The sequence below is a fragment of the Pseudomonas sp. HMSC057H01 genome (assembly GCF_001836405.1).
GTDB lineage: Bacteria > Pseudomonadota > Gammaproteobacteria > Pseudomonadales > Pseudomonadaceae > Pseudomonas > Pseudomonas aeruginosa.
On sequence record NZ_KV828411.1, the window covers coordinates 1 to 13235 of the forward strand.

The window sequence follows — 13235 nt, forward strand, 5'->3', positions numbered from 1 at the left end:
CGAATAACCGCGTGCGGTTATCCGCCGTGGCGGAGGCCGGGTGCAGCGCCGGAGCACGTCGCTGCCCTCAGGAGGGCAGGGCGTCGCCCTGGCGGCGGCGATCGCGTTCGCCGACCCAGTAGGCGATCAGCTCACGCAATTGCGACAGCTCCACCGGCTTGGCCATGTGCCCGTCCATGCCGACCAGCCGCGCGCGTTCCTTGTGTTCGCTGAGGATGTGCGCGGTGAGCGCCACCACCGGGGTATGCGGGCGCTGTTCGTGGGCTTCCCAGGCGCGTAGCTGTTCGGTGGCGGAGAAGCCGTCGAGCACCGGCATCTCGCAGTCCATCAGCACCAGGTCGTACTGGGTCGCCTTCATCGCGCTGAGCGCCTCCTGGCCGTTGCTGGCGGTGTCCGGCTGCAGGTTGAGCTTGTTCAACATGCCGCGGATGACCTTGGTGGAGATGCTGTTGTCCTCGGCGACGAGGATCCGGAAATCGCTCGGCAGGCTCGGCGCCTGCGCTTCCTTGGCCGGTTGCAGGTAGTTGGTGACGCCGCTGACGCCGCGCTGGGCGAGTTCGTCGGCGAGGGTCGCCTTCAGCGTGTAGCCGGCCACCGGCTTGGCCAGGATGCGCTTGATCCCGGCGTTGCGGGCGATGATCTTGCTCGGCGCGTTGCTGATCCCGGTGAGCATGATCAGCAGGATGTCGTGGTTGAGGTTGGGGTCTTCCTTGATCTTCGCCGCCAGTTGCATGCCGGTCATGCCGGGCATGTCCTGGTCGAGCAGGACCACGTCGAAGTACTCGCGCAGGTGCGCCTTGGTGCGCAACTGGGCCAGCGCCTCCTTGCCGGACGACACCGCGCTGACGTTCAGGCCCCAGCCGCTGCACTGCTGCACTAGCACCTTGCGGCAGGTTTCGTTGTCGTCCACCACCAGCAGCCGGGCGCCCTGCAGCGGGCCGTCGAGGTCGGCGGTGGGGTTCTCCAGTTGCTGCGGGTCGAGCGGCAGGGTCAGCGACAGGGTGGTGCCCTGGCTGCTGCCGGACTGGATGCCGAACTCCCCGCCCATCAGCCGCACCAGTTGGCGGGCGATGATCAGGCCGAGGTGGCTGCCGAGCTTGCTGGCGGAAAGGAAGTCGCCGCTGTGCAGCTCGGCGGTGAGCAGCGCCTCGCGCTCCTTGGCGTCGAACGGGTGGCCGCTGTCCTGCACGGCGATGCGCAGGCGTGGCGTCTCGCCCTGGTCGTCGAGGGCCACCACCAGCAGGATCTCGCCTTCCTCGGTCTGCTTGAACGCGTTGTCCAGCAGGCTCAGGACCACCTGGCGCAGGCGCGTCGGATCGCCGCCGATGACCCGCGGCACCTGCGGCTGGGTGAAGCTGATCAGCTCGATGCGCTGCTGCTCGGCCTTGACCCGGAAGATATCCAGGCAGTCCTCGATCAGCGCGTTGAGGTCGAACTGCACTTCGTCCAGCTCGATCTGCCCGGACTCCAGCTTGGAGATGTCGAGGATCTCGTTGATCAGCGTGAGCAGCTCGTTGCCGGCGCTGTGGATGGTCTGCACGTAGTCGCGCTGCTTCGCCGACAACGGGGTGCCGAGGAGCAGTTCGGTCATCCCCAGCACGCCGTTCATGGGCGTGCGGATCTCGTGGCTGATCTTGGCCAGGAACTCGGCCTTGGTCTGCAATTCCGCGGTGTGCGCCGCCTCGCTGGTGCGCTGTTGCAGGTTGAGCTGCTGGATCAGCCGCTGGCGTTCGGTGAGCGAGACGCTCAGGACCAGCCCGGCGAGGGTGGCGAAGCTGAACACGCCGAGCACCAGCCAGCCCGGATCGAGTTGCTTGGTGCCGAACAGTACCGGCAGGAACACCATGAAGCCGGCGTTGAACACGATCATCCCGGCAACGATCAGGCGCGCCGGCTGGTAGCCGCGATACCAGTGCCAGGCCGCGACCAGCGGGACGCTGAGCGAACTGAGGATCACCAGCAGGTAGATCAGCCAGCTGAACCAGAGTTGCTGGGTGAAGGCGATGATCGCGCCGACCGCCAGGATCAACAGCGCCTCGCCTTGCAGGAGGCGGTTCAGGCGGCTTTCCGCAGTGCCGCGGAAGAAGCTGCAGGCGAACCACAGCAGGCTCACCGCGGCGCCGAGGGCGCCGAGGTCGGCGGTCAGCGACTGGTTGAACTTGAGTCCCGGCAGCCAGAACGCCACCAGCCCCAGGTTCGCCGCGGCGCAGACCGCCAGCGCCGCGTGCACCGCCGCCAGCCACAGGCTGCTGGCGCTGCGCGAGTAGGCGAAGCGGATCAGGTTGTACATCAGCAGCAGGAGCATGCCGCCGAGCAGCATGCCGAAGGCGTAGGCGGGCTTCTCCAGGCCGACCAGGCCGGCTTCGTCGATCTGGTCGAACCAGGCCATCAGTGGATGGTTGGAGGTCATCCGCACGTACAGGGTCATCGGCTTGCCGTCGACCGGCAGCGAGAACAGGTAGGAGCGCGAGGGCAGCGGGCGCTCCTGGAACGGTCGCGACTCGCCGGTGTGCTGGTCCCGCACCAGTTGGCCGTCCTGCACCAGGTAGTAGTCCAGATACTGCACCCGCGGGGCGAAGATCCACAGCCAGCTCGGCACCTTCTGCGCGGGAAGCTGGACCTGCAGCCAGACCGCCTGGGGGCTGGCGGGGAAGATGAAGGAGCGCTTGGCCAGCGGGCGGAACTGCTCCTTGCGCTGGAGGACGTCGGCGATCCGCAGTTGCGCGCTCTCGTCGCGCAGCAGGCGCCAGTTCTGGTTGGCGCTGGGAGTAGTGGCGGTGGTTTGCAGGGGAACGCTGGAAACGCCGGCGTCGTCCGCGACCGCCGGCGACATCGGACCGAGCAGAAGCAGCAGGAAGCTGACGAGTAGTCCTATGGCGATCCGAAGCCGTACCACGGCGAAGTCCCTTCGAAGGTGAATGGCCGGATTATAGCCAAGTGGCCGTGGCAACGGCATAGGCCGCGGAAGCGCCGTGCGGCGCCCGCGGCCGCGGGCCCGGTCAGGACTCGCCGCGCTCGCGGGCGATGGCACGGTAGCCGATGTCCTTGCGGTAGAAGCAGCCGTTCCAGCGGATCTTCTCGGCCAGGCGATAGGCCTGTTGCTGGGCGGCGGATACGCTCTCGCCGATGGCGGTGGCGCAGAGCACGCGGCCGCCGGAGGTGACCACCTGGCCATCCTTCAGCGCGGTGCCGGCGTGGAACACCTTGCCGTCCAGAGCGGCGGCCTCGGCCAGGCCTTCGATGACCTCGCCCTTGGCGTAGTCGCCCGGATAGCCGCCGGCGGCCAGCACCACGCCTACGGTCGGACGCGGGTCCCAGGTCGCCTCGACCTTGTCCAGCGCCTTGGCCAGGGCGGCCTCGACCAGCAGGACCAGGGAGGACTCCAGGCGGACCATGATCGGCTGGGTTTCCGGGTCGCCGAAGCGGCAGTTGAATTCGATGACCTTGGGCGCGCCGCTCTTGTCGATCATCAGGCCGGCATAGAGGAAGCCGGTATAGACGTTGCCTTCCTCGGCCATGCCGCGCACCGTCGGGTAGATCACTTCGTCCAGCACCCGCTGGTGGACCTCGGCGGTGACCACCGGGGCCGGCGAGTAGGCGCCCATGCCGCCGGTGTTCGGCCCGCTGTCGCCATCGCCGACGCGCTTGTGGTCCTGGCTGGAGGCCATCGGCAGCACGTTCTGGCCGTCGACCATGACGATGAAGCTGGCCTCCTCGCCATCGAGGAACTCCTCGATCACCACGCGCGAGCCGGCGTCGCCGAAGGCATTGCCGGCGAGCATGTCGCGCACGGCGGCTTCGGCTTCGTCCAGGTTCATGGCGACGATCACGCCCTTGCCCGCGGCCAGGCCATCGGCCTTGATGACGATGGGTGCGCCCTGCTCGCGCAGGTAGGCCAGGGCCGGCTCGACCTCGGTGAAGTTGCGATAGGCGGCGGTGGGGATCCGGTGGCGGGCGAGGAAGTCCTTGGTGAAGGCCTTCGAGCCTTCCAGCTGGGCGGCGCCGGCGGTCGGGCCGAAGATATCCAGGCCGCGCTCACGGAACAGGTCGACCACGCCTGCCACCAGCGGCGCCTCGGGACCGACGATGGTCAACTGGACGTTCTTCGCGGCGAAGTCGGCCAGTTGCTCCAGGGCCAGCACGTCGATGGCGACGTTCTCGCACTTGGCTTCGGTGGCGGTGCCGGCGTTGCCCGGGGCGACGAAGACCTTCGCCACGCGCGGGTCCTGGGCGACTTTCCAGGCCAGGGCATGTTCACGACCGCCGCTGCCGATGATGAGTACGTTCATGGGGTTCTCCTGGCGCAACGGCGGGTAACGCGCCGCGTTATCCGCCCTGCGTGAAATTCGTGGGTAGGGCGGCTGACCGCATCGCGCTCAGCCGCCGTGATACTCAATGGCGGAAATGGCGCATGCCAGTGAACACCATCGCGATATCCGCCTCGTCGGCCGCCGCGATCACTTCGCTGTCGCGCATCGAGCCGCCCGGCTGGATCACCGCGGTGATGCCGGCCTTGGCCGCGTTGTCGATGCCGTCGCGGAACGGGAAGAAGGCGTCCGAGGCCATCACCGCGCCTTTCACTTCCAGGCCGGCGTGCTCGGCCTTGATCGCGGCGATCCGTGCGGAGTTGACCCGGCTCATCTGGCCGGCGCCGACGCCGACGGTCTGGCGGTTCCTGGCGTAGACGATGGCGTTGGACTTGACGAACTTGGCCACCTTCCAGGCGAAGATCAGGTCGTGGATCTCCTGCTCGGTGGGTGCGCGGCGAGTGACGATCTTCAGGTCCTCGGCCTTGATCATGCCGATGTCGCGGCTCTGTACCAGCAGGCCGCCGTTGACCCGCTTGAAGTCCCAGCCCGGGGCGCGCTCGGCTGGCCATTCGCCGCATTCGAGCAGGCGTACGTTGGCCTTGGCGGCGACCACCTCGCGGGCGGCGGCGGAAATCTTCGGCGCGATGATCACCTCGACGAACTGGCGCTCGACGATGGCCTTGGCGGTTTCGCCGTCCAGCTCGCGGTTGAAGGCGATGATGCCGCCGAACGCCGATTCGCTATCGGTGGCGTAGGCCAGGTCGTAGGCCTTGCGGATGCCGCCTTCGTCTTCCGGCACCACGGCGACGCCGCAGGGGTTGGCATGCTTGACGATCACGCAGGCCGGCTTGAGGAAGCTCTTCACGCATTCCAGGGCGGCGTCGGTGTCGGCGACGTTGTTGAACGACAACTCCTTGCCTTGCAACTGGATGGCGGTGGAGACGCTGGCCTCGCCCTTCTTCGCCTCGACGTAGAACGCCGCGCTCTGGTGCGGGTTCTCGCCGTAGCGCATTTCCTGGGCCTTGACGAACTGGCTGTTGAAGGTGCGCGGGAAGGCGCCGCGGTCGGCGGTGCCGAGGGTGTCGCGGGTCTGGTCGATGGTACCCAGGTAGTTGGCGATCATGCCGTCGTAGGCGGAGGTGTGCTCGAACGCCTTGAGGGCCAGGTCGAAACGCTGGGCGTAGGTCAGGCCGCCGGCCTTGAGGGATTCGATCACGGCGGCGTAGTCGCCGGCATTGACCACGATGGCGACATCCTTGTGGTTCTTCGCCGCCGAACGGACCATGGTCGGCCCGCCGATATCGATGTTCTCGATGGCGGTAGGCAGGTCGCAGTCGGGCCTGACCACCGTGGCCTCGAAGGGATACAGGTTGACCGCCACCAGGTCGATCGGCTTGATGCCGTGCTGCTCCATGACCGCGCCGTCGAGGTCGCGGCGACCGAGGATACCGCCATGCACCTTCGGGTGCAGGGTCTTCACCCGACCGTCCATCATTTCCGGGAAGCCGGTGTAGTCGGCCACTTCCACGGCAGAGATGCCGTTGTCCCGGAGCAGCTTGTAGGTGCCGCCGGTGGAAAGGATTTCCACGCCGAGGGCGACCAGCTCACGGGCGAAGTCGACGACGCCGGTCTTGTCGGAAACGCTGATCAGCGCGCGGCGGATGGGCAGGCGGGTGGTTTGGTCGGTCATTGCAAGGGTCCTGAGGGCTGGCTTCCGGCCGCGGGTGCCGGCCGGGACGCGCGCCCTTGGCCGGAGCCCGCCGCCGCTCTTAAAGAAGGTCGTATTGCTTGAGTTTCTTGCGCAGGGTCCCGCGGTTCAGGCCGAGCAGCTCGGAGGCCTTGGTCTGGTTCCCCTTGACGTGGTTCATGACGGTTTCCAGCAGCGGCGCTTCGACTTCGCAGAGCACCATGTTGTAAACGTCCGTGACCGGCTGCCCTTCGAGGTGGGCGAAGTAGTTGTGCAATGCCTTCTCCACGCTGTCGCGCAGGGTCTGCCCTTCTTGCGTCGGCGTGGTGAGGTGCTGTTTCAGGTTGGCGTTGTCGCTCACGGGCGTTGTTCCACTCACTAAAGTCTCGGTCGTCATCGTTGTCATGCGGCCACCCCTGTTCCGTTGTTCTGGCGCTCGGCGAAGAACTGCCTGACGCTGGCGCACTGCGCATCCGTGTCCTGCAAACGATTGAACTGGGCGCGGAATTCCCTTGCGCCCGGCAGAGTCGCGAGATACCACCCCACATGCTTGCGGGCGATCCGCACACCCATTTCTTCCCCATAAAAAAGGTGCAGCTCCGCGAGGTGTTCGAGCAGGATGCTCTGCACTTCGGGAAGCGGCGCCGCCGGCAGGTGCTCGCCGGTCCGCAGGTAATGGTCGATCTCGCGGAAAATCCACGGTCTTCCCTGGGCGGCCCGACCGATCAGCAGGGCATCCACCCCGGTCTGCTCGATGACTTTCCTGGCCTTCTCCGGCGAATCGATGTCGCCATTGGCGAACACCGGTATCGACACGGCCTGCTTGATCGCCGCGATGGTCTCGTACTCCGCCTCCCCGGTGTACAGGTCGGCGCGGGTCCGGCCATGTACCGCAAGAGCCTGGATCCCCGCCTGTTCGGCGAGCCTCGCGACGCTGACGCCGTTACGGTTGTCCCGGTCCCAGCCGGTCCGGATCTTCAGGGTGACCGGTACGTCGACCGCCCTGACCACGGCATCGAGGATCTCGGCGACCAGCGCCTCGTCCCGCAGCAGGGCGGACCCCGCTGCCTTGTTGCATACCTTCTTCGCCGGGCAGCCCATGTTGATGTCGATGATCTGCGCACCGAGTTCCACATTGCGCTGAGCGGCCTCGGCCAGCATGGCCGGATCGCCGCCGGCGATCTGCACCGAGCGCGGCTCGTCCTCGCCATCGTGGATCAGGCGCAGGCGCGACTTGCGGCTGTTCCACAGGCGGACGTCGCTGGTCACCATCTCCGATACCACCATCCCGGCGCCAAGGCGACGGCAAAGCTGACGGAACGGACGATCGGTCACCCCGGCCATCGGCGCGAGGATCAGTCTGTTGGGCAGTGTATATGGGCCGATGCGTACCACCGACATGGGGCTTCCCTGTCTTGCGGTGCTGCGAAAAAAGGGAGGGCATGATACCCGCTCTGGATGACCGGATAAAGGCTGTTTTGGATAAATTCTGAACAGCCGATTCCTTAGTTCTTACAGTTGGAAGACGAGCGGCACTTGCGCCTGGCGCTCCGCGCGAGCGGGTGGGCGTAGCGGCCCGGCGGCGACCGGCGAGGTCTTTCCGGTCACTCCGGGGAATGGAAGCTCAGGCTGTAGTTCACCGCCTTCGGACCCGGGTCGAGGATGTCCAGCGACACGTGGATCGGTACCTGCGGTGGCATTTCCGTTCGTCCGGCCAGCTCGCCGCCGAGGTACTCGCCGGGCTTGAAGCGGCGATTGGCGATGAGGTGGCCGTTGAGGTCGGCGAAGCGCAGTTCCAGCAGCGGGAACGGCTGCGAGAAGCTGGCGCGGTTGTAGATGATCGCGTCGACCACCAGCGCGCCGCTGAATTCGGGATGGCTGCGGACCACCAGGTTGCTGCTCCTGATCTGCTCCACGTCGACCTTGGAGGGAAGGGTGCAGCCGATTTCCGGGCAGAGCTGGGCGAACCAGGGGCGATAGGCGTCCTGGCGCGCCAGCTCGTCGAAATGGTAGGCGACGTACTGAGCGGCGAGACCACCCAGCGCCAGCAGGATCAGCAGCAGCCAACCGAGACGCCGCGGCCATTGGCGCCGGGGCTTCTCCCAGGCCAGTTGCAGCGGCTCGTCGCGCAACTGGTCGAGACTCTCGACCGGCGCCTCGTCCGGCTTGCGGGCGCTGCCCAGGGGCGCGACGGACTGTTCCTCGGCGCTTTCCTCGTCGTCTTCATCCAGGGCGCTCAGTCCGTGGCGGCGCTTGCCGAGGCTGGGCTCGTCGTCATCGTCGTCATCGAGGCTGAGGCGAAGTTCCGGCGGATCCTCGGCGCGGCGCAGCGGCACGAAGGATACCCGCTCTTCCGCCAGCGGTTCGCCGAGGCTCGGTTCCTGGCGCGGGTTGCCGCGCGCCGGCTGGGCCGGTTCGGCATCGGCGATCAGCGCCTCGGCCCAGCGTTCGTCATGTGGATCGCGTTCGTCGTCGCGGCGCGCCAGCAGGCTTTCCGCCGGTCGCGGGGCCTTCTCGATGCTGGAGAACTCCTGGTTCAGCTCGAATTCGTCGAGCTTGGCCAGTTCCTCGTCGAGGTTGAGGCTGTCCAGGTCGAGGTCGTCATGGATCCACAGGGTTTCGTCGCGCGGGCGCGCTGCCGGGGGCGCGGCCGAGGTGGCGGCCGCGACGCTGGGCGCGGGTGGCGGAGCGGCGGCCGGCTTCGCTTCGGCTGCCGAAGGAGCGTTCGCGCGCGGCGCGCCACCGACCTGGTGTTGCAGGGCGTTGAAGACTTTCAGGCAGGTGCCGCAGCGGACCGCGCCATTGGCGGCGCCCAGTTGCGCGTCGTTGACGCGGAAACTGGTGCTGCAATGGGGACATTGGGTGATGACGCTTTCGCTCATGCGGCGATCCGTAGGAAAAATCCGGCGGCTAGTCTACCCCAAGCTTCTTGCACGAAGGCAGTGGGGCGGGATCAGTGGTGGCTGGCGGTGCGCCATCAATCGGCGCGGCGGCGGCCGCTGATGCGGATCCAGCCTTCGCGCTCGGCGGTCGGGTCGAGATCGAAGTGTGCGGAGTAGGCCGCGCGGACCTCCTCGGCCTGCTCGGCGAGGATGCCGGACAGCGCCAGCAGGCCGCCGGGACGTACCAGGCCGGTCAGTTGCGGGGCGAGGGAAACCAGCGGGCCGGCGAGGATATTGGCGACCAGCACGTCGGCCTGTCGCTGCGGCAGGTCCGCCGGCAGGTAGACCGGGAACCGCGCGGGCTCGATACCGTTGCGCGAGGCATTGTCGCGCGAGGCTTCCAGGGCCTGTGGATCGATGTCGGTGCCGACCGCCCGTTCGGCGCCGAGCAGCAGCGCGGCGATGGCGAGGATTCCCGAGCCGCAACCGAAGTCGAGCACCTGCCGGCCGGCCAGTTCCTGGCCGTCGAGCCATTCCAGGCACAGCGCGGTGGTCGGGTGGGTGCCGGTGCCGAAGGCCAGGCCCGGATCGAGCAGCAGGTTGACCGCGTCCGGCTCGGGGGCGGCGTGCCAGCTCGGCACGATCCACAGGCGGCGGCCGAAACGCATCGGCTGGAAGTTGTCCATCCAGCTGCGTTCCCAATCCTGGTCGGCGATTTCCTCGACATGGTGCTCGGGCAGGTCGCCGCCGGTAAGCAAGGCGAGGTGGGCGAGCAGGGCGGTCTCGTCGGTGTCCGCTTCGAACAGCGCCAGCAGGTGGGTGCGCGACCACAGCGGGGTGGTGCCGAGGTCCGGCTCGAAGATCGGCTGGTCTTCGGCGTCCATGAAGGTCACGGAGACGGCGCCGACTTCGAGCAGGGCGTCTTCGTAGGTTTCGGCCTGTTCCGGGGTGATGGCCAGGCGAACTTGTAACCAGGGCATGGGGCGACCTCTGTTGCGGCTGTAAACGAAACGGGCCGCCCAGGGGGCGGCCCGTTTTCCACCGCGCAAGCTTACTTGAGGCTAGCCGGCGCTGCCACTCTCTGTCGTGGCCTCGCCGCGCAGTTGCGCCAGGCCGCGATTGGCCAGGTGGCAGGTACCGCCGCCGAGCACCGCCGGCAGCAGCAGGTTGAGCAGCGGCACCAGCGCCAGGAGCAGTATCAGCAGGCCGAACAGCAACAGGCTGCCGCGGCGAGCACGAAGTACGGCGAGCTGCTCGCCGGCATCGGCCAGCCCGGCCAGCGTGGCGGGCAGCAGGAAGCGGATGTTCAGGTAGGCCAGCGCCAGCAGCAGGAGTACACCGTTGTAGAGCGGAACCAGCAGGCCGACCAGGATCGATCCGGAAACGCCCAGCCAGGGTGCCAGGCGGAAGCCGGCGGCACGCCACAGCGAGATCCTTTCGCCGGAGGCAGGTGCCAGTCGCGGGTAGCGTTGGCGGACCTGTTCCTTCAGTTGTCCGAGCAGGCCGATGCGCAGGCACAGGCGGATGCCGAAGACGATGCTGGCGGCGTACAGGGCGACGAAGAACAGCGCGGCATAGCCGACGAAATAGAACGCCAGTTGCGCCAGTCCTGCCAGGCCGTTGAAGGCCGCCAGCGGATCGAAGTACGGGCCACCGCTGCCGGCCTCGATCAGCGAGCCGCTGGGGATCAGGGCGAAGTTGGCCACGCTGAATGCCGTGTACAGCGCGGCCCAGCCGCAGAGGCGGATGATCGGTTCGAAGAAATGCACGAACAGCCAGGTGCACAGCACGCTGACGAGAATGCACAGGCTCGCGGAGCGGAAGAGTGCGGCGGGTTGCAGGCTTTCCCTGAAGCCCAGGGCGAAGCAGGTCGCGGCCTCGGTCGCGGCGGCCAGCGATTGGCGGTACCAGCGGCGGATGCGTTCCATGCAGGAGTCCGGTGGTGGAGGGGCGACGAGGATAGCACCGTTGGGGCGGCCGGCAGGCGGAAACGACAAGGGCCGCCCGGAGGCAGCCCTTGTGCGCAGCGACTGACGGATCAGTGCTTGTCCATACCCAGTTTCTTCTCCAGGTAGTGGATGTTCACCCCGCCCTTGCAGAAGGCGGCGTCGCGCACCAGGTCCTTGTGCAGTTCGGTATTGGTCTTGATACCGTCGACGATCAACTCGTCTAGGGCATTGCGCATCCGCGCCAGCGCCTCGTCGCGGTCGGCACCGTAGGTGATGACCTTGCCGACCAGCGAGTCGTAGTTCGGCGGTACGCTGTAGCCGCTGTAGAGGTGCGAGTCGACGCGCACGCCGTTGCCGCCGGGGGCGTGGAAGTGCTTGACCTTGCCCGGGCTGGGCATGAAGGTCTTCGGGTCTTCGGCGTTGATCCGGCATTCCAGCGCATGGCCGCGGATGACCACGTCCTCCTGGCGGATCGAGAGCTTCTCGCCGGAGGCGATGCGCAGCATCTCCTTGACGATGTCGACACCGGTGACCATCTCCGATACCGGGTGCTCCACCTGCACGCGAGTGTTCATCTCGATGAAGTAGAAGCGGCCGTTCTCGTAGAGGAACTCGAAGGTGCCGGCGCCGCGGTAGCCGATCTCGATGCAGGCCTGGACGCAGCGGGCGAAGACTTCCTGGCGGGCCTTCTCGTCGATGCCGGGGGCCGGCGCCTCTTCGATCACCTTCTGGTGGCGGCGCTGCAGGGAGCAGTCGCGGTCGCCGAGGTGGATGGCGTTGCCCTGGCCGTCGGAAAGCACCTGGACTTCCACGTGGCGCGGGTTGGTCAGGAACTTCTCCAGGTAGACCATCGGGTTGCCGAACGCCGCGCCGGCCTCGGTGCGGGTCAGCTTGGCCGACTTGATCAGCTCGGACTCGTCGTAGACCACGCGCATGCCGCGCCCACCGCCGCCGCCGGCGGCCTTGATGATCACCGGGTAGCCGACCTCGCGGGCGATCGCCAGGGCGGTCTCTTCATCTTCCGGCAGCGGGCCGTCGGAGCCCGGCACGGTGGGGACGCCGGCGCGCTTCATGGCGTCCTTGGCCGAGACCTTGTCGCCCATCAGGCGGATCACCTCGGCGGTCGGGCCGACGAAGGTGAAGCCGGAGCGTTCGATCTGCTCGGCGAAGTCGGCGTTCTCGGCGAGGAAGCCGTAGCCGGGGTGGATCGCGGTGGCGCCGGTGACCTCGGCCGCGGCGATGATCGCCGGGATCTGCAGGTACGACTGGGTGGCCGGGGCCGGACCGATGCACACCGATTCGTCGGCGAGCGACAGGTGCATCAACTCGCGGTCGGCGGTGGAGTGTACCGCCACCGTCTTGATCCCCAGCTCCTTGCATGCGCGAAGGATGCGCAAGGCGATTTCGCCGCGGTTGGCGATCAGCACTTTTTCCAACATCGCAGGTTCCCCGCGGCTTAGACGATGGTGAACAGCGGCTGGTCGAACTCAACCGGCTGGCCGTTCTCCACCAGGATCGACTCGATGGTGCCGCTAACTTCGGCTTCGATGTGGTTCATCATCTTCATGGCTTCGACGATGCACAGGATGTCGCCTTTCTTCACGCTCTGGCCGACTTCGACGAAGTTGGCCGAGGTCGGCGAGGCGGCGCGGTAGAAGGTGCCGACCATCGGCGAGCGAACCACGTTGCCGTTCAGCTTCGGAGCGGCCGGGGCGCTTTCCGCGGCAGCGGCGGCCGGAGCGGCGGCTGCCGGCGCCGGCGCGGCGACCGGAGCGGCGAAGGCCGGAGCCTGTGCGTACACCGGCTGGGCGGCGGTCTTGCTGTGGCGGCTGATGCGTACCGACTCTTCGCCTTCGCGGATTTCCAGCTCGTCGATACCGGACTCTTCCAGCAGCTCGATCAGTTTCTTGACTTTACGAATGTCCATTAGCGCTAGCACTCCCAGTGAGGTCAGGGGCGTTGAAGTTGTTCAAGGGCGGATTCCAGGGCCAGGCGGTAGCCTGTGGCGCCGAGACCGCAGATCACCCCTACCGCCACGTCGGAGAAGTAGGAGTGATGCCGGAAAGGTTCACGTTTGTGCACGTTCGACAGGTGCACTTCGATGAATGGGATGCTCACCGCAAGCAGCGCGTCACGTAACGCGACGCTGGTATGGGTGAATGCCGCCGGATTGATGATGATGAAGTCCACGCCTTCGTCGCGCGCGGCATGGATCCGGTCGATCAGTTCGTATTCGGCGTTGCTTTGCAGATGCAGCAGGTGGTGGCCGGCTTCGCGGGCGCGGCGCTCGAGGTCCTGGTTGATCTGCCCGAGGGTGGTCGAACCGTAGGTGCCGGGCTCGCGGGTGCCCAGCAGGTTCAGATTCGGCCCGTGCAATACGAGGAGGGTCGCCATTGTCTTGTTGATT

At 67.0% G+C, this 13235-nt stretch carries 11 protein-coding genes; all 11 read right to left on the bottom strand.

The window, feature by feature from the left end; genetic code table 11:
- Positions 1–67: 67 nt before the first annotated feature.
- Positions 68–2896 carry a hybrid sensor histidine kinase/response regulator RetS gene (gene retS, locus HMPREF2581_RS05210; RefSeq protein ID WP_003111227.1) on the bottom strand — a complete coding sequence of 943 codons (2829 nt, stop codon included), beginning with the start codon at positions 2894–2896 and terminating at the stop codon, positions 68–70.
- 103 nt (positions 2897–2999) lie between these two features.
- Positions 3000–4289, bottom strand: coding sequence for a phosphoribosylamine--glycine ligase (gene purD, locus HMPREF2581_RS05215; protein WP_004365431.1), 1290 nt, complete (start codon positions 4287–4289; stop codon positions 3000–3002).
- Positions 4290–4392: 103 nt separating this feature from the next.
- Positions 4393–6000, bottom strand: coding sequence for a bifunctional phosphoribosylaminoimidazolecarboxamide formyltransferase/IMP cyclohydrolase (gene purH / locus HMPREF2581_RS05220; RefSeq protein ID WP_004365428.1), 1608 nt, complete (start codon positions 5998–6000; stop codon positions 4393–4395).
- Between the two features lie 79 nt (positions 6001–6079).
- On the bottom strand, positions 6080–6403 hold the full coding sequence (fis, locus tag HMPREF2581_RS05225; protein ID WP_003121116.1) for a DNA-binding transcriptional regulator Fis: 324 nt from the start codon (positions 6401–6403) through the stop codon (positions 6080–6082).
- Positions 6400–7398 carry a tRNA dihydrouridine synthase DusB gene (gene dusB / locus HMPREF2581_RS05230; RefSeq protein WP_003111229.1) on the bottom strand — a complete coding sequence of 333 codons (999 nt, stop codon included), beginning with the start codon at positions 7396–7398 and terminating at the stop codon, positions 6400–6402. The genes fis and dusB overlap by 4 nt, the downstream gene beginning before the upstream one ends.
- A gap of 203 nt (positions 7399–7601) precedes the next feature.
- On the bottom strand, positions 7602–8879 hold the full coding sequence (locus HMPREF2581_RS05235; protein ID WP_003135342.1) for a DUF3426 domain-containing protein: 1278 nt from the start codon (positions 8877–8879) through the stop codon (positions 7602–7604).
- A gap of 95 nt (positions 8880–8974) precedes the next feature.
- Positions 8975–9859, bottom strand: coding sequence for a 50S ribosomal protein L11 methyltransferase (prmA, locus tag HMPREF2581_RS05240; RefSeq protein WP_003112237.1), 885 nt, complete (start codon positions 9857–9859; stop codon positions 8975–8977).
- Between the two features lie 81 nt (positions 9860–9940).
- Entirely contained in the window at positions 9941–10807 is an 867-nt protein-coding gene (locus tag HMPREF2581_RS05245; protein WP_004365423.1) for an EI24 domain-containing protein, read from the bottom strand.
- Between the two features lie 110 nt (positions 10808–10917).
- Positions 10918–12267 (bottom strand): acetyl-CoA carboxylase biotin carboxylase subunit, encoded by a 1350-nt coding sequence (gene accC / locus HMPREF2581_RS05250; RefSeq protein ID WP_003095391.1) that lies wholly within the window; start codon positions 12265–12267, stop codon positions 10918–10920.
- A 17-nt stretch (positions 12268–12284) separates the two neighbouring features.
- Positions 12285–12755 (bottom strand): acetyl-CoA carboxylase biotin carboxyl carrier protein, encoded by a 471-nt coding sequence (gene accB / locus HMPREF2581_RS05255; protein ID WP_003110495.1) that lies wholly within the window; start codon positions 12753–12755, stop codon positions 12285–12287.
- 23 nt (positions 12756–12778) lie between these two features.
- Complete coding sequence (gene aroQ / locus HMPREF2581_RS05260; RefSeq protein ID WP_003095385.1) at positions 12779–13222, bottom strand: type II 3-dehydroquinate dehydratase; 444 nt, start codon at positions 13220–13222, stop codon at positions 12779–12781.
- Positions 13223–13235 lie beyond the last annotated feature (13 nt).